Origin of the sequence: Paraburkholderia oxyphila NBRC 105797, assembly GCF_000685075.1 — a bacterium.
GTDB classification, from domain to species: domain Bacteria; phylum Pseudomonadota; class Gammaproteobacteria; order Burkholderiales; family Burkholderiaceae; genus Paraburkholderia; species Paraburkholderia oxyphila.
Genome location: NZ_BAYD01000055.1, coordinates 44,986 through 66,102, shown reverse-complemented (window position 1 = coordinate 66,102; position 21,117 = coordinate 44,986). Strand labels below are relative to the sequence as shown.

Sequence of the window (21,117 nt, the reverse complement as noted above, 5' to 3'; positions counted from 1 at the left end):
CGCGGAATATACGCGTGTTGATGCGCCGCTCCATGATCGACAGCGCGTCACGGATCACCAACTGGTAGGTTGCGAGCGATCCGTCGGATTCGCCCTCATGGGCGTCCGTGACGATCGCGCAGATCGAATGCAGCGCGCCTTCGTCAGTGACCAGCTGGACCGTCACCGGCTGGCCCAGAAACAGCTCGAGCGGTACGCCCACCGTGGTGGAAATGCAGGATAGGCGGCCTTCAATGCCACCACACATATTCTCGTGAATATCGAGCCGCTGGATGAACAGCAGACCAGCCAGGTCCTTCTGCGAACTGCGCCAGTACATCCGGAACGGGCGGTGATCCTGTGAAGGCAGCGCGCCGGCGAAAACGCGCCGCAGGGATGGGTAGTTCACTGCCTGTTCTCCGAATTATAAAAATTCAGTTATACGAGACACCTGATTCCGGGCTACCGGTGAGCATTACGCAGAGACTGCGCTGGATTACTTGCCGAGCGGCAGTCGATCACGTTGCTCACCCGCGCTTTGGCCCGCGTTCCTCGCGAGCGCTCCTCTCATGTTCATGCCGCGGGGGCAGCTTCTCGAGCACGATGCCCAAGAAACGACAAAGCCCAAGCGGGGACCTGGGCTTTGTCAACTTTCTGCCGGCAAAAGAGCTTGCCGGCCTTCGGGGTCAGCGACCCCGGCTAAAACTTAGCTTGCCGACGTCGCGGCTTGCGGCGTGATCACGAGGTTCAGGCCGTTTTCCTTCGTGATCGTCAGGGTCACCGCCGACGGCGTCTTGTTGGCGCCAGCGCCTGCGGTCACGACTTGCAGATTCGACAGTTCTTCACGTTGAAGCAGTTGCATGAGCAACCTCCATGGGTTTGTGCGTGTGTTTAAGGAATGCTCCCCAAATAGGGAGCGGCGTCCAGCTTAGGCCAATCCCTCCCCCAAAAGCCTGTCTCTATTTCAAGATTCGTGAATAATCGTTGACGCTTGACGCGTATCAGCCCGTCATGGCGGAACGAACACGCCGGCACTCGGCGATGCTGGAGAAATTACCAATAGCACGATCGTTCTATTTTATGTAAGCTAGGACTTTTCTTACATTCGAGGCTGCCTGCCATGTCGCTGATCTTCTCCCGCCGCGACCTGAATTTCCTGCTCTACGAATGGCTCGACGTCGAGCGTCTCACGCGCATTGCGCGCTACGCCGACCACTCGCGCGAAACCTTCGACGCGGCGCTCGACACCTGCGAGAAGATCGCCACCGACCTGTTCGCGCCGCACAACAAGAAGAACGACCAGCACGAGCCGCATTTCGACGGCGAGACCGTCACCATCATCCCCGAGGTGAAGACCGCACTGAAGGCGTTCTGCGACGCGGGCCTGATGGCCGCGGGCCAGGACTACGAATACGGCGGCATGCAGTTGCCGCTCGTGGTCGAGAAAGCGGGTTTCGCGTGGTTCAAGGCGGCGAACGTGGGCACGAGCGCCTATCCGTTCCTCACCATCGGCAACGCGAACCTGTTGCTCGCTCACGGCAGCCCGAAGCAGATCGACACCTTCGTGAAGCCCGAGCTGGAAGGCCGCTACTTCGGCACGATGTGTCTGTCCGAGCCGCAGGCGGGCTCGTCGCTCTCGGATGTGGCCACACGCGCCGACTTCGAATGCGACTCGCCGCTCGGCGCGCAATATCGCCTGCGCGGCAACAAGATGTGGATCTCGGGCGGCGAGCACGAGCTCTCCGAGAACATCGTCCACCTCGTGCTCGCGAAGATTCCCGGCCCGGACGGCAAGCTCATTGCTGGCGTGAAGGGCCTCTCGCTCTTCATCGTGCCGAAATACCTCGTGAACGAGGACGGTTCGCGCGGCGAGCACAACGACGTCGTGCTCGCGGGCCTCAATCACAAGATGGGCTATCGCGGCACGACCAACTGCCTGCTCAACTTCGGCGAGGGTACGAAATACACGCCGGGCGGCCAGGCGGGCGCCATTGGCTATCTCGTGGGCGAACCGCATAAGGGCCTCGCCTGCATGTTCCATATGATGAACGAGGCGCGCATCGGCGTGGGCCTCGGGGCGACCATGCTCGGCTACACCGGCTATCTGCACGCGCTCGATTACGCGCGCAACCGGCCACAGGGGCGCAGCGTGGGCGCGGCGGGCAAGGACCCGGCATCGCCGCAAATCAGGCTGGTCGAGCACGCCGACGTGCGCCGCATGCTGCTAGCGCAAAAGAGCTATGTGGAAGGCGCGCTCGCGCTCAATCTCTGGTGCGCGAAACTCGTGGACGAAGCGCGCGCCGTCGAGGACGACGCCGTGCGCGAGCCGCTCACGCTGCTGCTCGACCTGCTCACGCCGATTGCCAAGAGCTGGCCCTCGCAGTGGTGCCTCGCGGCCAACGATCTGGCGATCCAGGTGCACGGCGGCTATGGCTACACGCGCGAGTACAACGTCGAGCAGTTCTACCGCGACAATCGACTCAATCCGATCCACGAAGGCACGCATGGCATCCAGGGCCTCGACCTGCTGGGCCGCAAGGTCACGATCAAGGATGGCGCGGCGCTGAAGCTGTTCGTGCAGCGCGTCAAGGCCACGCTCGACCGTGCGCGCTCGAACGGCGACGCACAGGACGCCGCGCACGCGCATGCGCTCGAAGCGGCGCTGCAGCGGCTCGTCGACGTCACGCAGACGCTGTGGTCGGCGGGCGATGCGAACGTCACGCTCGCCAATGCTTCGGTGTACCTGGAAGCATTCGGCCACGTCGTGATGGCGTGGATCTGGCTGGAACAGGCGCTCACGGCACGCGCGTCGCTCTCGCATGCAAGTGGCGACGAAGTCCATTTTTATCGCGGCAAGCTCGCCGCCGCAGCGTACTTCTTCGCGTGGGAGCTGCCGAAGACCGGCCCGCAGTTCGATCTGCTCGCCTCGCTCGACCGCACGACGCTCGACATGCAGGACGCGTGGTTCTGAGATTGGCGCAACCGACGCCGATGTGATGCGGGCGGCCTCCGAAAGCCGCCCGCCCACTTGCGCCGCACCAGTATCGCGAGATTGACGCGTCAGCGCCGGAACCCGCCGTGGAATCCGCCGCCGAACCCACCGCCACGGAACCCGCCCCCCATCCCGCGCGAGCCCCATCCGCCGCCCGCGTGCCCGTTGAACTGGTTCCATCGCTGTGCGCCGAGATCGCGCGCTTGACTCTGCCGGTTGAGGTGGTCACCCACGTCGCCGCGCGGCTGCACCGACTGCCAGCCATTCGATGTGTGCTGCTGCCAGCTGCCGCCATCGGTGTGCCGGTAGACGTTGCCGTCGTGCCCCGCATAGACATCGCCATTGTTCCAGGCAAGCGCATTGCCGCGCGACGCGTTCGTCACATAGCCCCGGCTCCCGGCTTCGTACTGGCCCGTGTGCGTATTGCCGGCCACGCCGAATTCCGCGTCACCCGAACGCCCCGTGTTCGCGTTGGCGCCCGCCACCTGCCGCCCTGCCGCGAAATTGCCGTTGGCCTCGTTGCCGACGATACCGCCGCGGCCCGCGCCCGCGCGGCCGGTCGCGGGATTGGCGAACGCGCCTTGATGCGCGCCGGCATAGTTGCCCGAGTACGGATTGAACGCGGCTCCGGCCGCGCCCCGGTAGTGCGCCCCGGTGGCCGGGTTGTAGCCCGTGCCGGCAGCGCCGCGCCACTGCGTGCCGGTCCATGGGTTCCATCCGGAAGCGTGAGTTACCGTGCCCTGGCCCCACCGGCCGTAAAAGTTCGCCTGATTGACGTTGACGTTGCCCCAGCCGCCCCCGCCCCAGTAGCCGCCCCAATAAGGCCCCCACCACGGCGATGCGCCGCCCCAGATGGCCCCGGCGGCGAAGCCGAACGCAAAGCCCTCGGCGGCACTCAGCGCGAAGCCTGCCCCATAGCCGTAAGTCGCCGGATATCCGTAGTAGACGTCGCCCACGTAGGGTGCATAGACATAGCCGGTTCCATAGACGACCGTGCCGTCCGCGCTGACCATCACCCCCATGTAGCCCGGCGTATAGCCCACCACGACAGTATCGGGCGTGGACGAATAGATCCGCACGTAGGTCACGTAGTAGAGCGGACTGCTGGGCGGCATCGCATAGATGACCTCGGGCACCGCGGTCGCAACGGCCCACGGACCGGCGGCGGAGCCCGCAACGAACCACACGCCGTTGGCAACCGCGTAGTAATGCGAAGGATCGACCTCGATCACGGCATTCGCCGTGTTGACGGCATAGCTCAGTGTCGTGCCCGCGATCGGCTCGAAGCGGGGCGCGCCGTCATAGCTCACCTTCAGGCTGGCCTGCGAGCGCGACACCGTAGCTGTTTGCGGAATCGAGGCCGCGATCGCGGCCTCCTTCGCCTCGGGCGTATTCGGCACTGAAACGAGCACATTGGCCTTCGGATCCTGGGGCGAAATTTTCGCGAAGTCTGCGGGCAAATCGCTGCCCGGCACCCAGGTCCACGGTCCGCCAGTGGACTGCGAGCGGAACCAGCGACCCGATATCAGTACGTAGTACGTATTGGTCTGCGGATAGACGAAGACCGCATGGTCCGTATTGGTGACCGTCAGCAGACGCGTCCCCTGGACAGGGCTGAGCTGCGCGGCGCCCTCGGTCACGATCAGCTCCGTGGGCTGGGTGGCGACGAGCAACGCCGGCGCCGATGCAGCCGGCTTGCCGTCGTGGGGCAGCATGGCATCGGCGGGCGTCTTCGCCTCGCTCGCCTGCGCCGCCGCAAGCAGCGCGGCCGGCGGCGACGCCATCGGCTGCCAGGGACCGCCCACCGCCGATGCCGAATACCCGTGCCCCGCCGCTTGCGCGTAAAGCCGGCCTTGCGCGTCGCGCATGAGCAACGCGCGACTGTTCAGGGCGCGCGCATAACCCGTCTCGCCGACCGGCCGCCAGGCGGGTGCGCCATCGACAAGGACGAGCACGGTGGGCGTCGATGCGAACACGATCCGCGGCACGTCGTTTTTCACCGCGACGCTCATCGCGTGCGCGAATCCTCGCGACGCCGCATAGCTCGTCTGCAATTCGTCGAGCGACACCTGCAGGCCGGCGGCGGGCAGACGCGCGACGACGGCCTGCCTGATGCGCTGGGACATGGCCGCGTTCGTCGGCACGTCGACACCATCGACCTGAATATGGGTGAGCAGCACGAGACCGCTTTCTTTGTCGATGTCGGCCATCGCGGAGAAGCGCACGACGCCGTACGTGGGTGCGCCGTTCGCCGCGCCCACCGCGACGGCGGCACGGCCGGCAATGCGATTGCCGCTCCACTGCTCGATCTGCGGCTGGTACATCTCGACGTGCTCCTTGCCTTCGTCGAGGGCGCGCGGCCAGTCGGGCTGCGACGCGACGGCCGGCTGCGCCTGCGCACTCGCGTCTGGCAGGTTCCCCGCCAGCGCGGTAACGGCAAGCAGCGAGGCCACGACCCGAACCCGCTTTACCGCCGCGACCGCGATCACCGCGTGTGCGTTTTTCTTCGATTGATTCACAATCGTGCTCCCAATCATGGTTCACAAAAGACGCATAAAAAAGCCACGCGGGAGCGATATCGGGCTCACGCGTGGCGCGGACAAGAAGCGGCGGCGCGATGGCCGCCTACTTCATGCATCGAAGGAAGCGCTAAAGGCGCTTAGAAGCGGTGGCGGATGCCCGTGGTCACGACAACCTGGCTGCGGCTGGTCGAGAACGAATCGGTGCCGTTGATCTGGGCCGCGTTGGTGCCATCGTCATTGTTGGCGCCGATCTGGACGATGCTGGCCGCGTAGATATCGGTGCGCTTGGAGAGCGAGTAATCGGCCATCAGGCTGAACTGGTTCCAGTGAGCCGAGCGGTTGTTGGTGGAGCCGCTTCCCGGCGTATTGCGCAGACCCTGTGTGTAGGTGTAGGCACCGCCGACGAACAGCGCCGGCGTCAGGTCGTAGCGGGCGTTGACTTCGTAGTTGCTGTAGCGCAGCGAGATATCGTTGAGCCTGTCCTGGAAGCGGCTCTGCGTGAACACGAGACCGACCAGCGCGGGCCCGATCGCGTAGTTCGCACCGACACCCCAGGTGCGCTGGGTCTGCATACCGTCCAGGTTGTCGAGCACCGTCGAGTTCTGGAGCGCGCCATTGGCATTGCTCGGATTGAAGCCGCCCAAGGTCTGCGCCTGCGCCTGGAGATAGGCCGCGGCGACCTGCAGCCCGCCGTACTTGTACCCGGTGCCCACGCTATAGGCGCGGTTGTCCGCAAAGCCGCCAGCCTTGTTCGAGAAGCCGTACAGGCCGCTGAACGAGAAGCCCGCGTAGTTCACGCTCTGGTACTTGACCGCATTGTTGATGCTGAACGTGCCGTTCAGATTGTCGTTGTCACCGGGGTGCGCGAAGTAGGTGCCGCCCCACGAACCCGTGGCCGAGATCGGCCCGAGGTAGTCGACCATCGAATCGTACTGGCGACCGAATGTCAGCGTGCCGTAGTCGTTGCTCGACAGCCCGACATACGCCTGGCGATTGAAGAGCGAGCTGCTAACGGTGCTGCCGTTGTTCACGTTAAAGCCGCTCTCGAGGGTGAAGACGGTTTTCAGGCCGCCGCCGAGATCTTCCGCGCCGCGCAGGCCCCAGCGGCTTTGCTGGATGTTGCCGCTCGTCATGCCGAACGAGGCCTTGCCGTTGGACAGGCCATTGGGCGTCACCGACGAACTCGTGCTCGCTTCATTGCTCACATAGGTCAAGCCCGCATCGACGATGCCGTAAAGCGTCACGCTGCTCTGGGCATGCGCCCCGGCCGCCATGGCAGCGGATGCAGCCGCAAAAATCAAAGTCTTCTTTTTCATCGTTCGTTCCGTACAGAGCTTAATAGTTGATCTGGAAATGCCACATTGCGTGGACAGCCCTTTCCGACATCCCGCGCCATATTGGGCTTCGGACAGACAAGGCTGCTCATGCACGGACCCAATATAAAGACCAGTCGACCATCAAACTACACAGAAGGACGAATAGAAAATTTGACTATTTTGAATAATTAAATTTTGTCGTTGAAAATCAATTACATAATTTAATTAAAAGATAACTATCTTGATTTAATGATTAACACACGGCGTTTTTGTTGCAGCGCCACAACATTTAATCATTTCATGATCATTAACAACCCAATATTATGACGAAAATCACCGCTTATTTAAATAGCACGCCCCGCATATCGATCGAATCACGGCACCAGCGAATTCTTGACGCCCAGGCATTTCGAGCACCCTTTCACCCACGCCTCTTGAGCCGGACGCACGAAACCCGTGCGTCCGTGCCGCGGTGAGCGGGTTAGCCCCCCTGCTTCTCGAAGCGCCTCAACAACTCATTGCCACGCGCGTTGGCCGAATCGAGCGCCTGTTGCGGCGTCTTGCTGCCCGTCCATACCTGCTCGAGCTCTTCGTCCACCACGGTGCGAATCTGCGGCATGTTGCCCAGACGCAGACCCTTCGTCCAGGGCAGCGGCGGCTTGTTGAGCATCTGCCTCGTGGCCGTATCGGCGCCCGGATGCGAATCGTAGAAGCCCTGCTTGCGCGCGAGGTCGTAGGCCGCCGTCGTGACGGGCAGATAGCCCGTGTCCTCATGCCACTTTGCCGCCACAGCCGGCGAACCCAGATACGCAAGGAACTTCGCGACGCCCTTGTAGACATCGGGGTTCTTGCCCGCCAGCACCCACAGGCTCGCCCCGCCGATGATGGCGTTCTGCGGCGCGCCCTTCACGCTCGGGTCATAGGGCATCATGCCCGTGCCGTACTTGAACTTCGCATACTGCTGCACGTTCGCGAGCGCGCCCGACGAGCCCATCATGATCCCGCAGTCGCCGCTATAGAACTTCGCGGTGGCCTCGTCCTTGCGGCCCACATAGGTGAAGGTGCCGTCCTTCGCCATCTTCTGCAGGAAGGCGATGTGCGCGACCTGCAGCGGCTTGTTGATTTCGAGCACGGCGTCGGTGCCGTCGAAGCCGTTGTTGCGCGTGGCGATCGGCGCGCCATGCCAGGCGCTGTAGTTCTCGATCTGGATCCAGCCCTGCCAGCCCGTGGTGAAGCCGCAGTTCATGCCGGCTGCCTTGAGCTTGGCCGCATCGGCGGCGACCTCGGGCCAGGTCTTCGGCGGCGCGTCGGGATCGAGGCCCGCCTTCTTGAACGCGTCGCGGTTGTAGTAGAGCAGCGGCGTGGAACTGTTGAACGGCATCGAGACGAGATGGCCCGTCTTCGCGTCGCTGTAATAGCTGGCCACGGTCGGCACGAAAGCTTTTTCGTCGAAGGGCACGCCCGCGTTCTTCATCACGTCGTACACGGGCACGATGGCCTTCTTCGCCTGCATCATCGTTGCGGTGCCCACTTCGTAGACCTGCAGGATCGCCGGCGCGTCGCCGCTGCGGTAGGCGGCAATGCCCGCGGCGAGCGTCTGGTCGTAAGTGCCCTTGAACACCGGCACGATCTTGTATTCGCTCTGCGAGGCGTTGAACTGCTTCGCGATATCGTTGACGCGTTCGCCGAGCTCGGACTCCATCGCGTGCCAGAACTGGATCTCGACGGGCGCCGCCTGGGCCGACCGGATGCCGCCGGCAAACGACATGCCGATGGCAAGCGCACAGGCAGCGGCGCGCAAATGACTGCGCGAACCCGCGCGCAATTTCTCGTGCTTTCTCATCTGGTTCTCTTCCTTGTTATGGATGTCGATACGGGATGTCGAAACACAAAGCAGCCTGCCCGCGTGCAATTATTGTGCGGTGCGGCTAGTGGTATGCGGGACCGCGCGCATAAGCGGGCACAAGCGGGCAAAGGGCAGCGCAAGGGTAGCACAGCGAATCGCGCGGCCATGTGAAGGCCGGCTGCGCTCCAGTACAGTACAAAGCAATCAGGTGAGATCGTGCAATTCGCTCTGTTCGGCGCGAGGCTTTTCATGCAGGATGGAAAAGGCCGCATCTTTTAGTACCCCTGTCGCGCCTGAAACCGGGGATCGATGATAACGGCCTGGCCGACAAGATCACCGGGATACGCAATGGATTCCGCTTCCAGCAAGCCGCAAGTCGACAGAAGGCAATTGCAGCAGATCGTCGCCGGACTCACCGAGGGCATCCTGCTCGCCGATCCCGATGGCTCGATCGTCTGGGCCAACGAAACGGCCCTGTCGATTCACGGCATCAATGCGGTTGAGGACTTCGGTGGCAGCCCCGCCGGTTTTCAGAAGCGCTTCACGCTGAAATACCGCAACAATCATCCGCTGCTGCCAGGGCAATATCCGCTGGCACGCGTGCAGGCCGGCGATGTGTTTCGGGACGTGATCGTCGAGGTGACGAAGCCGGGCGACGACAGCTTTCACGCGATCCACCAGGTGCGCAGCCTCTTGCTGACCGACGCAGCCGACGAGCCGCAGTCGCTGGTGCTCGTGATTCAGGACGTGACCGGGCGATACACGGCGGAAGAGCGCTTCGAGAGAACCTTCAGTGCGAATCCGGCGCCCGCAGTCATCTGCAGGCTGTCCGACCTCCGCTACGTGAAGGTCAATCAGGGCTTTCTCGAGATGACCGGGTTCGCGCGCGATGAAGTCATCGGTCGCTCGGCCTACGAGTTCGATGTACTCGGTGGCTCCGACAAGCGCGACCAGGCGATCGAATATCTGAACGAAGGCCGCACTGTTCCGCAAATGGAAAGCGTGCTGCGTATTGCGGATGGCGGCAGCAAGTTCGTGATTGTGGCCGGCCAGCCGATCGAGGTGGGCGACCAGGACTGCATGCTCTTCACCTTCATGGATCTCGAGCCGAGGCGAAAAGCCGAAGCGGCGCTGCGGCAAACCGAAGAGCGCTTTTCCAAGGCCTTTCGCCTCGCGCCGGTGCCGATGACGGTCAGCTCGCTCGACGACATGCTATTTCTCGACGTCAACGACGCGTTTGTCGCTGCAACCGGCTACCAGGTCGATGAGGTCATTGCCCGCGATCCGTCGTCGCTGGAATTGTGGGAGGACGACGAGGCTTTCAGCCAGTTCCGCGACACGGTTGAATCCACCAGCAGTGTGCGCAATGTCGAAATGAAGCTGCGCGCAAAGAACGGCGACATGCTCGACTGTCTGGTCTCCGCGGAGACGGTCACTATTCACGAGCGGCGCTGCGTGTTGTGCGTGCTCCAGGACATCACCGAACGCAAACGCTCCGAAAGCGAACTGATCGCCGCCATCGAAACGGTGATGCACGATACGTCGTGGTTCAGCCGCACCGTGATCGAAAAGCTCGCGGAAATCCGCCACCCCACTCGCGCAGGGCAAACGGGCGCGGCGCTCGACGACCTCAGTCCGCGCGAGCTCGAAGTGCTGGTGCTGATGTGCCAGGGCAGCGACGATGCGAAGATTGCCGAAACGCTGCAACTCTCACGCAATACCGTGCGCAACTATGTTGCCGCCATCTACAGCAAGATTGGCGTGAACCGGCGTTCTGCGGCCATTATCTGGGCCCGCGACCGCGGCATCGACCGCGATGGCCACGTGGCGCCTTCGCCACGACAACGCCGCAATCAACGCGGCCCGGCCCCACGGTAAGCAGAAAGCCCTTTCGGGCTCCAGCCCGCAACGCGGCATGCGCGAACACGTCGCCGCATTCGCGCAGCCCAAAAACATATCAGTTGTCCTTGTCAAGTTTCTCGCGTAGCTTGTCCTTGGCCTCGCCAACCTTGCGCTGAACCGTTCCGGTCGCTTTCTCGACTTTGCCTTCCGCTTCGGTTTCGCGCCTGCCCGTTACCTTGCCGGCTGCTTCCTTGATCGAACCTTTGATCTCTTTTGCCGCGCCCTTGATCCGGTCGTTGTCCATGATCGCTCTCCAGTCGATGGGGGAAAGCCCCTTGCCGATACGGCAGGGACGAACCCAATGTAACGAAGCAGCGAGCCTGGCAACAGAGTCAAACATACCAGGCAATGCAGTACAACCGTATCTGTTCAGTGCACGGGCCCGGCGATACAGTGTCCGCATCCAGTGACGAGGCCACCGACTGGCACCGCGTCATGCCGGCCGCCTCCTGCCCGCGTGCTTCCTTCTTTCCTTTCGCCATGAAACCAGTTTCCGCTAGCCCCCCGGATTCACGGAAAGACTCCTCACAGGAGATTTCATCGGTACAGGCGCTGCAAATACGCGAGCTTCATCATCGCATGCGAAACAGCCTCCATCTGATCGCCTGTACCTTGCAGCTTCAGTCGCGTCAGTCCAGCAATGCCGAAACAAGACATGCACTGGATGTTGCGGCACGCCGCATCAACAGTGTCGCGCGTATTCATGAGCATCTTTACGACAATGGCCAATGCGACTATCAACCCGCGAGGGAATACCTCTCGAGCCTGCTCCAGGATTTGCACCACGCACTTCTGGGCCCGGGCTCGGCCCGCGTGCTGCGTCTGGCGCCAGGCGAAGCGTTCGTACTCGACAGCGATACGCTCGTGTCGCTCGGCTCCATCGTGGCGGAACTGGTGACCAACGCGGTCAAATACAGTAGCGGCAACGTCAACGTGACGCTGGCATGGCAAACGTGTCAAGCGGAGGTCGTTGTCGAAGACGAGGGACCGGGATTTCCGGCCGGCTTCGATCCCGCGCGCGATGCGGGTTTTGGGCTTCGTCTCGTGCATCATCTGTGTAGCGGATCGGGCGGCTCGCTGACGATCGACATGAGCGCGGGGCACGGCAGCATCAAGGCCGTACTGGCTCCTTAGACGCGCCTGCCCTCCTGCGTTGGTGACATAGCCGGGAGACGTGTCAAGCGCGCCGTTGGTGCACGCCGCTAGTGGCCTCCGATCGCCGCGTTGACGGCCTGCAATCCATTCGCGCCGCCCACTGTCGTCACGCCATCGAGCCAAGGTCCCAGCAGGTTGGTGTGCGCCTTCAGCGCGTTCAGGGAGGCCGTTTTGACATCTTCCTTGTCTCGCAGCACGCTCGTCATGATCTGGTTTTCGAGGTCGACGTTGAAAGTCATTTGACTGAACAGCCTGCCAAGATTGGTACACTGCTGCGCGAAGCCGGTGCGCGTCACGGTATTGACCGTGGCGCCGCCATAGTCAGGCCCGAAATACGCGTCGCCGCCCGCCAGATACGTAATGTGGAATCGCGTATTCATCTCGTGCGGCTCCCACGCGAGAAAGACAATCCACTTCTTGTCGCGCACTGCCCGCTCCACCTGGGTCAACATCCCGGTCTCGCTCGATTCGACGAGCCTCCAGTCACCGAGCCCGAACGCCTTCTTGTCGAGCATGTTCTTGATGTTCTGGTTCGCGGGTGCGCCAGGCTCGATTCCATAGATGGTGTCGTCGAATTTTCCCGCATTCTTCGCGAGGTCGGCGAACGAGTGCACGCCCGCAGCGGCGACATAGTCGGGTACCGCGAGCGTGAATTTCGCGTTCGTCAGGTTCGCGTGCAATACGTCTATCGAGTGGCTCTCGACGAAAGGCTTCACGAGCGGCGCCTGCGCCGGCATCCAGTTGCCGAGGAACACGTCGATCTGCCCTTTCTTCAAGCCCTCGTAGGTGATGGGCACGGACAGGTTCGAGACGGTCTGGTTGTAGCCGAGCGCCTTCAGCACGATGCCGGTAATGGCATTGGTGGCGTCGATGTCGGCCCAGCCGGGAGCGGCCATCCGGACGTTCTCGCAACGCTGCGGCTGCGCAGCCTGCGTCGCCAGCGCGGGGGCGAGCGCCGTCGCGCATAGCGCGATCGACAGAACGCGCCGCCGCCTGTTGGCCTGGTTTGCCTCGTTTCGCTTCATGTCTCTCTCCTGTTTCTGATTTCCGCCCGGGTCTCGATGACTGTGTGGCGCAAGGATCATTCGTGCACGACGCGCGGAAAGCGCGCCATCGCTTCCAGCGTGTCCAGTTCGATGTGATTGCGCATGTACCGATTGCCCGCATCGACGAAGGGTTGCCAGTCCCACGACTGGACACGCCCCTGGGTCGTCGCCGCGTAGTGAAAGCGCCGTCGGCGCTGGCTCGCCAGCACCTCGCGATGCAGGGCATCGAGATCCCAGCGCGCCGCGATCTCCGCGCGAAATGCCGCGACCGTCCGCGCGTTATCCGGGTTGTCGGCCAGATTGACGAGCTCCAGCGGATCGGCGCTCAAATCGAAGAGCTGGTCCGGGTCCACGCTCGTATGGATGAACTTGTACGCGCCGCGCCGGATCATCACGATGGGCGCAATCGCGCCCTCCGCCAGGTATTCGCCGAACACCTCGTCGTGGCCGCCGTCGCCAACCAGATGCGGCACCAGGCTGCGGCCATCCACGGGGTCGGGCCAGTCGGTCTTGTGGGTCCCGCCCGCCAGATCCACGAGCGTCGGCAACAGGTCGATCGTGGAGACCGAACTCGCGACGCGGCGCGGTGCGAAGCGCTTCGGCGCATGCACGATCAGCGGCACGCGCGTCGCGTTCTCGAAGAACGTCATCTTGTACCAGAGACCGCGTTCGCCCAGCATGTCGCCATGATCGGACGTGACGATCACGATCGTATCGTCGGCGAGCCCGCTCTCCTCCAGTGCATCGAGCATCGCGCCGAACTGCGCGTCGACATAGGACAGCGCGCCATAGTACGCCCGGCGCGCGTTGCGGACCTGCTGTTCGCCCGGCGGCGTGCGATCGTTCTCGCAGACGTGCCGCAGCCGCTTCGAATGCGGATCGCGCGCCTCGTGGCCCGGCATCGTGCGTGGCAGATCGATTTCCTCATCGCGGTAGAGGTTCCAGTATTGCGCCGGGATCGCGTAGGGATCGTGCGGATGCGTCAACGACGCGACCACGCAGAACGGCCGCGTATCGCTGCCCGCCTGTCGCTCGCGTGCGATGTCGTACAGCTTCTGCCGCACGGTGAATGTGACCTCGTCGTCGAAGTCGAGCTGATTGGTACGCACGCAAGGACCGGCATCGAGCACCGAACTCATGTTGTGATACCAGCTCGGACGGACTTCGGGACGATCCCAGTCCGGCACCCAGCCGAAGTCGGCGGGATAAATGTCCGTGGTCAGACGCTCCTCGAAGCCGTGCAACTGGTCGGGACCGCAAAAATGCATCTTGCCCGACAACACCGTCCGGTAGCCGGCCGCACGCAGGTAATGGGCGAACGTCAGGGTTTGCGCCGGCAATTCCGCCGCGTTATCGTAGGCGCCGATCCTCGACGGCAGCTTGCCGGCCATGAAGGCGAAGCGCGACGGCCCGCACAACGGGCTCGCGCAATACGCGGAATCGAATACCACGCCGTCGCGCGCCAGGGCGTCGATGCGCGGCGTCCTGGACACCGCATTGCCGTGTATGCGCAGCGCCGAAGGCGTCATCTGGTCCGCCATCAGGATGAGAATATTTCTGGGCTTAGAGCTCATGATCGAGGGCAGTTAAAATCGAGGGTAATGGCCAGCCACGCGGCATTGCTGCAGGGATGCAGCGGCACGACGAGCTGCCGGACTCAACGGCGCAATGCCCGAAGGGAAGCGCGACGTGGCCACAATATGTCGCCCCATTAAACGCGCGTGAAGACGCCCTCAGCTTATGGCCCCATAAGGGACGCTTATGTCAGACCAGGATCGTTTGCCGCCGATGCAGGCGCTATCGGTATTCGAGGCGGCCGCGAGACTTGCGAGCTTCACCGCTGCGGCTCGCGAGCTCGGCGCGACGCAACCGGCGGTCAGCCAGCGCATCGTGCAGCTCGAGGCGGACCTCGGCGCGCCGCTGTTCGAGCGCGGCCACCGCGGCGTGACGCTGACGCCCGACGGCCAGCGCCTCTATGAGGCGGTGCGCCTGAGCCTGGCGACCATCCGCGATGCCACCGCCGAAATCCGCGCGCGCCGTGCATCAGGAGGACTAACCATTCTCACCGATGCGGGCTTCGCGACCTTCTGGCTGATGCCGCGCCTGGGGGGACTGAAGCAACGGATGCCAGACGTCAACGTGAAGGTCGTCACCTCGCAGCAGACGTTCGATCCGCGCCGCGATCACGCGGACGTGGCGATCGCGTTTGGCGACGATGACTGGACGCCCTGCACCTCCACGCGACTGTTTCCGGAGGAGGTCACCCCCGTCTGCTCGCCCGCGTTTTACGCGCAGCACGGCCACGTGAGGACGCCCGCCGACCTCGCGGCGTTGCCGCTTCTGCACGTTCAGCCGACGGAGCCGGTGCGCTGGCTGTCATGGACAGGATGGTTCGCGGCGCACCATTTGCGGGCGCCTGCGGATGAACAGGGGATAACCTTCAATAGCTACGCGCTCGTGATTCATGCCGCGCTGATGGGCCAGGGCGTTGCGCTCGGCTGGACCCCGCTGACTGACTCGCTGGTTGCGAGCGGCCAACTCGTGCGGCTGATCGATACGCCGGTCGTTACGGCGCGCGGCTACTTTCTCGTGCGTCCGCCGGCCAGGCCCGAAGCGCCCGCTGTGCCGCTGTTCCGGCGCTGGCTGTTCGACGAATGCCATACGGCCGCGCAGCCGGCTTCGAATGCCGCCGGCAATAGCCATTGACGCGCCGCGCGGCATCCGCCTCGCCTTACGAACCGAAGAACGGCACGCAATATCCCGGCGGTCCGACGCAGTCGCCGGGGCCGTTGGGCTGCGGATGCAGACTTGCGCAGCCCGACATGGCGGCTGCCGCCGCGACGCACACCGCTGCGCGCACGACATAAACAACAATGCGTGATTTCATGGAATCGAAACTCGGATGACGGGCCGCAAGGCGAGTTCCCGTCAAGACGCGCGGCCCGGTGCGCCTTGACAGCTGTGCCCGGTCGCGTCAGTGGTGGGCGTAGACCGTGCTGTTGAGCAGCTTCAATTGGCCGTCCTGCTGCGCTTCGACGAGTTCGTGACGCACCTGTGCGCGCGTGATGTGTGCCGTGCCGTCACCGTTCCATGCGGGGGCCGCGGGAGCCGCCGCCACGGGTGCCGCCGCTGCGGGCGCCGCGCCATTGGGTGTAGCCGTACCTTGTGCATGCGCGAACGCCGAAACCGACAACATGAGCGCGGCACACGCGCAATTCCAACTCTTCTTCACTTCAAACTCCTGTCCGGCCAGGCGGCCGTTTCCGTTGACTGTTCCGGCGCTGTTGCACGCCGGTTCCCGATGCATCGCAGGGCTGCAATGCAATTCATGCGGCAAGGATAGAGGCGCGAACCCTCGCGAATATCCGCAGGGAAATGAAGAAATGTTTAAGATCCGGCAGATGACCGCCAAGGGTCCGGATGAAAGCGAATTCGATCAATTGTCCTGATCGACTCTAGCCGCACATTGCACCTGCAGTACGTCAACTAAGGCCACATGCGCGGCCAGCCATGCGCATCGTCCAGCGCGGTGCGCATCCGCGATGTGTGCTCATGCACACATCGGGACGCCACAAATAGCCGCAAAAAAACAACACCTTTGCGCACTGCGCCCTTGCAGCGCCGTCCAGACGGGACGCGCGCACGAATGCTTTTTCTGAAACTCAGTCTTTCCGATTTTCAAATTCGCCCACAGAGCGTGTTACGCATAATCGCCCCTGAATTTGCCTGGCGTACCTGCCGCGCTGCGATTCGTTTTTCATGAAGTACACGCTCTCTCACGCAACTTTTTAATGAATATTCGTCAATGAAAAAAACTGCTCTCGCTCTCGCTGCCACGCTGGCGACCATCGCCTCCGCCGCTCATGCGCAAAGCAGCGTGACGCTCTACGGCTCGCTCGACACCTCGATCGCCTTCTTCGGCAACCAGGCAGGCAAGAATGGTTCGGGCAACACGTTCCAGATGATGTCCGGCAACGTGTCGCCGAACCTGTGGGGCTTGAAGGGCACCGAGGATCTGGGCAACGGCCTCTCCGCAATCTTCAAGCTCGAAAGCGGCTTTAACATCGACAACGGCAAGCAGGGCCAGGGCCAGCGCATGTTCGGCCGTACCGCGATGGTGGGTCTGAACTCCAACACGGCCGGCAGCTTCACGCTGGGCCGCCAGTACGATCCGCTCATCGACCTGCTCCAGCCGATGACCGACGACGTGAACTTCGGCTCCGCATTCGCGACGCCGGGCGACATGGATAACTACGACAACAGCTACCGCACCAACAACTCGGTCAAGTACACGAGCCCGAACTGGGCGGGCCTGCAGGTGAGCGCGATGTACGCGTTCGGCGGCCAGGCGGGCAGCATGGGCGCGGGCCAGACGTGGGCCGTCGCGGCGGCGTACAACCATGGTCCGTTCGGCTTCGGCGCGGGCTACTTCAAGGCCAATAGCAACAGCGGCACGGTGGCTTCGTTCGACGGCCTGAACCCGAACACCGATGTCAACGTGGATTCGCCGGCGATCACGGGCGGCTTCGTTTCGGCCAACTCGCTGCAGATCATCCGCGCGGTGGGCAACTACAACTACGGCCCGATGACCTTTGGCCTCTCGTACAGCAACGTGGACTACGCGAACTACCAGAGCGCGTCCGGCCCGAACAGCGACACGAAGTTCAACACCGGCCAGGCGTACATCAACTACCAGGTGACGCCGATGGCGTTGGTCGGTGTCGGCTACAACTACACGAAGGGCCACGGCAACGGCGTGGACGCGAGCTATAACCAGTTCAGCCTCGGCGGCGACTACTTCCTCTCCAAGCGCACCGACATCTACGTGCTCGCGGGCTACCAGAAGGCCTCGGGCCACACGATCGACGCCGATACGGGCGCGCTCGTCGATGCCAACGCCTCGTTCGCCGACTTCGGCAATGACGCGACCACCAACAAGCAGGCCATGGCGATGGTCGGCATCCGCCACCACTTCTGATCGGGCTTCGCCCCTTTCCTTCCGCGCGGCCGCCTTGGTCGGCTATAATGCGCGGGTCTTAGGGGAGTAGTCTGCGTCACGCGCAATGCGTGCCGCGCCGGCGTCAACATGATTGGCACAACGTGCCATGGCGCCGGCAGCCGTTCTTCGGCCTGACGAGACCTATGACGTTATCCCTCACACCCGGGCTGGGCGGGGGGATGGCGTCATTGGTCCGATCGTCCAGCCCGAGGAATGCCGCCACCCATGCCCCGCCTTTCCCGCACCTGCACCTGTGCGCGCCCTACGGAGCGTGCGTCATGATCTGGACGTTCGCCCTGCTCATTGCCGCCGCCGGCATCATCTATCTGTCGTGCGAGACTTTCGTCAACGCCGTCGAATGGCTCGGCCAGAAGCTCAAGGTCACGCAAACGGCCACCGGCACGATCCTCGCCGCGTTTGGCACCGCGCTGCCCGAGAGCGTCGTCACGCTCGTGGCGGTCGCCTTCGGCGCCGATGCGGCCCACAAGGAAATTGGCATTGGCGCGGCCATCGGCGGCCCGCTCGCGCTCAGCACGGTCGCCTATGCCGTGGTGGGCGTCGCGTTGCTGGCAACGGCCGCACGCACGGGCCGCGCGCGCGCCGGCACCGTGGACGCCGACACGCGCCGCCTGCGCCGCGACCAGCTCTGGTTCCTCGCAATCTTCGTCGTGAAGATCGGGCTCGGGCTCGTGGTGTTCAGCTTCAAGCCTCTGCTCGGCATCGCGTTTCTCGCGGCCTACGCGATTTATTGCTGGAAGGAGCTCAGCGACGACAGCGATAGCGTGGAAGACGTGGGGCTCGAACCGCTCAAGCTGCGTCCGCGCGATGCAGATCCGTCGCTGTTCTGGGTCCTGCTCCAGACCGTGGGCGCGCTCGTCGTGATCTTCTTTGCCTCGCACCTGTTCGTGCAGCAGATCAGCGCGGTGGGTCCGTGGCTCGGGCTGAGCCCGCAATTGACCGCGCTGCTCTTCAGCCCGATCGCCACCGAGCTGCCGGAGATCATGAACGCGATCATCTGGGTGCGTCAGGGCAAGGAACGGCTCGCGCTCGCGAACATCAGCGGCGCGATGATGATCCAGGCGACCATTCCCACCGCGTTCGGCCTGTTCTTCACGTCGTGGCACCTCGGTGCGCCGTCGATTCTCGCCGCGGTCACGACGATGCTCGCCATCGTGTTCCTGCAGTGGGCGTTCCGCGCCCCGCAAGTGAAGAGCCGCCAGCTCACGCACGTGGGCTGGCTCTATGCGGTGTTTGCGGCGATGCTCTGCGTGATTCCGAAGTGATGCGCGAAGGCGCGTCGAAGTTGCCTGGAGGTTGATTCGGCGTTAGCTGTTTATTTGCACCGCGGCCCGATATGCTCGGGCCGCGTTCGTTTTACACGCCAATTTCGGATCGGTCCTATAGCGCTCGCCACGAACGCAGCGCGAGCATTGCGTGCCAGACGGAAATCCCAATTCGTCGCTCATCGAATTTCTCCCAGGAGCGCGAGAATGAATCAAGCCATCTCACCCGCGAGCGATACCTTTCTACCCGTCTTCAAATCATTGCAATCCGATGGCTTTAACGCAGCGCAACGCCTCGCGATTGCATTCGATTCCACAGGTCAAAGCGCCTGCCTCGAGGCAGACCTGATAGCGGGCCTCGGCCTGAAAGCCACGCCGGAGCAACAGGCGCGATGCGCATCGAACGTCGCCAAGCCTGGCACGCGATTCCTGCGATGCGCATTGTTCGCCAGCGTATCCGGGCGCGATGACGCCGCTCTGAAACTCGTCACGCTTGCTGCCCAGGCGCTCGAGCCGGACGAGGCCATGCAATGGGCATCGTGGATAACGGACAAGATCGACGGCCGCGCGATGGCGTTGCACCTCATGACCGCGCTGGCGACTCATCACCCGAACGACGCCCGCATACACTGGCTGATCGCGTGCGCGTTATCCGGCCACGCCGACGACGCAACACTCAAATTGCGCCAGACGGCCTTGCTGCGCGCCTGGCAGATCGATCCGATGATCGATCCGGCCTTGCCGCTGCAACTGGTTTTGGAGCGCCGGTATGCGGGCGATTGGCAAGCGGTCGAACAGGTGTGCCACGCGCAGCTCGCCCGTCTTCCTGGCGACCTCGAAATGTCGTGGCAGCTGGCCTGTGCGCAATGGCATCGCCATGACCCCGCCGCGGCGGAGGCAACCATGCGCATCGCCGATGCCCATCACCCGGGAAACAGCGACGTATTCGCTGCGCTGGCGCAGTTTGTCGCTGAACAGGCGCGTTACGGCGCGGCCCGGCGATTGTATGAACGCGCACTCGCACTCGACGGCAACGCACCCACATCGGCCGTCGATCTCGCCGAACTGGAGTTGCGCCAGGGCGACTGGCCACGCGGCTGGGCGCGATACGAAGGGCGCCTCGCGCGAACGGACCGCGCGTCAAACAGTGTCGTGTCCATCATGACGCGAGTGGCTCCGCTCTGGACTGGCCAGCCGCTCAAAGGCCGCACGCTGCTGGTCTATAGCGAGCAGGGACATGGCGACGACATTCAGATGGTCCGCCTGATTCCCGCACTCGCGGCGCGCGTGCAAGCCGAAGGCGGCCGTCTGGTCCTGGCGTGCAGGCGCGCACTGCGCACGCTCTTCGCACGCTATTACGCGCCTTGCATCGAGATCGAAGCGAAAAACTATGCGGAGCATGGGACTCCCGACTACTGCCTGCCAATGATGAGCGTGCCTTTCATGCTCCGCTTGAAGCCGGAGCAGGTGCGCGGCACGCCCTATCTCGAGCCAGACGCGTCGCGTGCCGCGCAATGGCGATCCCGCGTGCGCGAGGCAACGCCGCTGCATGACGCGCTTCAGATCGGTCTGGTTTGGCGCGGCGACCCCAACCACCGGCGCGACGCACAGCGATCAATGGCGCTTGAGGAATTGGCGCCGCTGTTCGCGTTGGACGATGTGGTCTTCCATCCCCTTTCTCCGGGGCATACGGCTCTGCCCGCGAACGTGCCGCACTGCGATTTGACGCCGTACTATCAGGACGGCTTCGAAGACGTCGCCGCGCATGTCTGCGCACTCGATGCGATTGTGACGATCGACAGCGCCCCGCTGCATCTGGGCGGCGCGCTCGGCAAGCCCGTGTTGGCGATGCTCGATCGCGTTTCGCAATGGGCGTGGGGGACACGGGAATCACAGCGATGGTACGACAGCGTGACCTTGTTTCGGCAACCCCGGCCTGGCGATTGGCAACCGGTAGTGGCCCGTGTCGCGCAGCGATTGGCAAGCTTCCCTGCTGCACCCGAACGCGAAGCCACCGGGCTCGCGAACGGGCTTTAGACAGACGCGGACCCGGTTCGATACCAGCCCCGCGTCCGGG

The 21,117-nt window shown here is 63.4% G+C and carries 17 protein-coding genes and 1 riboswitch; of the genes, 7 read left to right on the top strand and 10 right to left on the bottom strand.

What is annotated here, in order from left to right:
- Together BO1_RS29140 and BO1_RS59520 are read right to left on the bottom strand one after the other, a co-directional pair.
- The coding region (locus BO1_RS29140) for a contractile injection system protein, VgrG/Pvc8 family (RefSeq protein WP_281179209.1) at positions 1-388 on the bottom strand (388 nt) is incomplete at its 3' end.
- A 297-nt stretch (positions 389-685) separates the two neighbouring features.
- A complete protein-coding gene (locus BO1_RS59520) occupies positions 686-841 on the bottom strand; it encodes a hypothetical protein (RefSeq protein ID WP_156992440.1) in 156 nt (51 codons plus the stop codon).
- Positions 842-1,099: 258 nt separating this feature from the next.
- On the opposite strand from BO1_RS59520, the gene BO1_RS29130 reads away from it, so the two are divergent.
- Positions 1,100-2,950, top strand: coding sequence for an acyl-CoA dehydrogenase (locus BO1_RS29130; RefSeq protein ID WP_028220568.1), 1,851 nt, complete (start codon positions 1,100-1,102; stop codon positions 2,948-2,950).
- A gap of 89 nt (positions 2,951-3,039) precedes the next feature.
- Here the strand turns inward: BO1_RS29130 and BO1_RS29125 are convergent, their stop codons facing one another.
- The 3 genes from BO1_RS29125 to ugpB all read right to left on the bottom strand — a co-directional run bounded on the left by BO1_RS29125 (position 3,040) and on the right by ugpB (position 8,652).
- Positions 3,040-5,460 carry a carbohydrate-binding family V/XII gene (locus tag BO1_RS29125; protein ID WP_028220567.1) on the bottom strand — a complete coding sequence of 807 codons (2,421 nt, stop codon included), beginning with the start codon at positions 5,458-5,460 and terminating at the stop codon, positions 3,040-3,042.
- Positions 5,461-5,630: 170 nt separating this feature from the next.
- Complete coding sequence (locus BO1_RS29120; RefSeq protein WP_028220566.1) at positions 5,631-6,809, bottom strand: porin; 1,179 nt, start codon at positions 6,807-6,809, stop codon at positions 5,631-5,633.
- Positions 6,810-7,290: 481 nt separating this feature from the next.
- Positions 7,291-8,652, bottom strand: coding sequence for a sn-glycerol-3-phosphate ABC transporter substrate-binding protein UgpB (ugpB, locus tag BO1_RS29115; RefSeq protein ID WP_043287050.1), 1,362 nt, complete (start codon positions 8,650-8,652; stop codon positions 7,291-7,293).
- 351 nt (positions 8,653-9,003) lie between these two features.
- On the opposite strand from ugpB, the gene BO1_RS29110 reads away from it, so the two are divergent.
- A complete protein-coding gene (locus BO1_RS29110) occupies positions 9,004-10,533 on the top strand; it encodes a helix-turn-helix transcriptional regulator (RefSeq protein WP_028220564.1) in 1,530 nt (509 codons plus the stop codon).
- 79 nt (positions 10,534-10,612) lie between these two features.
- On the opposite strand, the gene BO1_RS29105 is transcribed toward BO1_RS29110, so the two are convergent.
- Complete coding sequence (locus tag BO1_RS29105; protein ID WP_043287047.1) at positions 10,613-10,801, bottom strand: CsbD family protein; 189 nt, start codon at positions 10,799-10,801, stop codon at positions 10,613-10,615.
- Between the two features lie 104 nt (positions 10,802-10,905).
- On the opposite strand from BO1_RS29105, the gene BO1_RS58020 reads away from it, so the two are divergent.
- On the top strand, positions 10,906-11,691 hold the full coding sequence (locus BO1_RS58020; protein WP_084688252.1) for a sensor histidine kinase: 786 nt from the start codon (positions 10,906-10,908) through the stop codon (positions 11,689-11,691).
- 68 nt (positions 11,692-11,759) lie between these two features.
- Here BO1_RS58020 and choX read toward each other — a convergent pair whose 3' ends face one another.
- Both choX and betC read right to left on the bottom strand, forming a co-directional pair.
- Positions 11,760-12,737, bottom strand: coding sequence for a choline ABC transporter substrate-binding protein (gene choX / locus BO1_RS29095; RefSeq protein ID WP_043287037.1), 978 nt, complete (start codon positions 12,735-12,737; stop codon positions 11,760-11,762).
- Positions 12,738-12,793: 56 nt separating this feature from the next.
- A complete protein-coding gene (betC, locus tag BO1_RS29090; protein WP_028220560.1) occupies positions 12,794-14,332 on the bottom strand; it encodes a choline-sulfatase in 1,539 nt (512 codons plus the stop codon).
- Positions 14,333-14,519: 187 nt separating this feature from the next.
- Between betC and BO1_RS29085 the strand changes: the two genes are divergently transcribed.
- On the top strand, positions 14,520-15,464 hold the full coding sequence (locus BO1_RS29085) for a choline sulfate utilization transcriptional regulator (RefSeq protein ID WP_043287035.1): 945 nt from the start codon (positions 14,520-14,522) through the stop codon (positions 15,462-15,464).
- A 25-nt stretch (positions 15,465-15,489) separates the two neighbouring features.
- On the opposite strand, the gene BO1_RS60325 is transcribed toward BO1_RS29085, so the two are convergent.
- Together BO1_RS60325 and BO1_RS29075 are read right to left on the bottom strand one after the other, a co-directional pair.
- Positions 15,490-15,645 (bottom strand): hypothetical protein, encoded by a 156-nt coding sequence (locus tag BO1_RS60325; RefSeq protein WP_167338405.1) that lies wholly within the window; start codon positions 15,643-15,645, stop codon positions 15,490-15,492.
- An 87-nt stretch (positions 15,646-15,732) separates the two neighbouring features.
- Positions 15,733-15,990: a DUF4148 domain-containing protein gene (locus BO1_RS29075; protein WP_028220558.1), complete on the bottom strand. Its 258-nt coding sequence runs from the start codon at positions 15,988-15,990 to the stop codon at positions 15,733-15,735.
- Between the two features lie 573 nt (positions 15,991-16,563).
- On the opposite strand from BO1_RS29075, the gene BO1_RS29070 reads away from it, so the two are divergent.
- The 3 genes from BO1_RS29070 to BO1_RS61365 all read left to right on the top strand — a co-directional run bounded on the left by BO1_RS29070 (position 16,564) and on the right by BO1_RS61365 (position 21,077).
- Positions 16,564-17,736: a porin gene (locus BO1_RS29070; RefSeq protein ID WP_028220557.1), complete on the top strand. Its 1,173-nt coding sequence runs from the start codon at positions 16,564-16,566 to the stop codon at positions 17,734-17,736.
- A 42-nt stretch (positions 17,737-17,778) separates the two neighbouring features.
- A riboswitch (yybP-ykoY riboswitch) is annotated at positions 17,779-17,975 on the top strand.
- A 60-nt stretch (positions 17,976-18,035) separates the two neighbouring features.
- Positions 18,036-19,040: a sodium:calcium antiporter gene (locus tag BO1_RS29065; protein ID WP_028220556.1), complete on the top strand. Its 1,005-nt coding sequence runs from the start codon at positions 18,036-18,038 to the stop codon at positions 19,038-19,040.
- 207 nt (positions 19,041-19,247) lie between these two features.
- Positions 19,248-21,077, top strand: a complete 1,830-nt coding sequence (locus BO1_RS61365; protein ID WP_043287032.1) for a hypothetical protein — start codon at positions 19,248-19,250, stop codon at positions 21,075-21,077.
- The last annotated feature ends 40 nt before the right edge of the window (positions 21,078-21,117 follow it).

Excerpts from the sequence above, each read along its gene's own strand:
- BO1_RS60325 (WP_167338405.1), bottom strand. The coding sequence starts at position 15,645 with ATGAAATCACGCATTGTTGTTTATGTCGTGCGCGCAGCGGTGTGCGTC.
- ugpB (WP_043287050.1), bottom strand. The coding sequence starts at position 8,652 with ATGAGAAAGCACGAGAAATTGCGCGCGGGTTCGCGCAGTCATTTGCGC.
- BO1_RS29130 (WP_028220568.1), top strand. The coding sequence starts at position 1,100 with ATGTCGCTGATCTTCTCCCGCCGCGACCTGAATTTCCTGCTCTACGAA.
- BO1_RS29070 (WP_028220557.1), top strand. The coding sequence starts at position 16,564 with ATGAAAAAAACTGCTCTCGCTCTCGCTGCCACGCTGGCGACCATCGCC.
- BO1_RS29105 (WP_043287047.1), bottom strand. The coding sequence starts at position 10,801 with ATGGACAACGACCGGATCAAGGGCGCGGCAAAAGAGATCAAAGGTTCG.
- BO1_RS59520 (WP_156992440.1), bottom strand. The coding sequence starts at position 841 with ATGCAACTGCTTCAACGTGAAGAACTGTCGAATCTGCAAGTCGTGACC.
- BO1_RS29120 (WP_028220566.1), bottom strand. The coding sequence starts at position 6,809 with ATGAAAAAGAAGACTTTGATTTTTGCGGCTGCATCCGCTGCCATGGCG.
- BO1_RS29085 (WP_043287035.1), top strand. The coding sequence starts at position 14,520 with ATGTCAGACCAGGATCGTTTGCCGCCGATGCAGGCGCTATCGGTATTC.
- BO1_RS29110 (WP_028220564.1), top strand. The coding sequence starts at position 9,004 with ATGGATTCCGCTTCCAGCAAGCCGCAAGTCGACAGAAGGCAATTGCAG.
- betC (WP_028220560.1), bottom strand. The coding sequence starts at position 14,332 with ATGAGCTCTAAGCCCAGAAATATTCTCATCCTGATGGCGGACCAGATG.
- BO1_RS61365 (WP_043287032.1), top strand. The coding sequence starts at position 19,248 with ATGAATCAAGCCATCTCACCCGCGAGCGATACCTTTCTACCCGTCTTC.
- choX (WP_043287037.1), bottom strand. The coding sequence starts at position 12,737 with ATGAAGCGAAACGAGGCAAACCAGGCCAACAGGCGGCGGCGCGTTCTG.
- BO1_RS58020 (WP_084688252.1), top strand. The coding sequence starts at position 10,906 with ATGCAGTACAACCGTATCTGTTCAGTGCACGGGCCCGGCGATACAGTG.
- BO1_RS29065 (WP_028220556.1), top strand. The coding sequence starts at position 18,036 with ATGATCTGGACGTTCGCCCTGCTCATTGCCGCCGCCGGCATCATCTAT.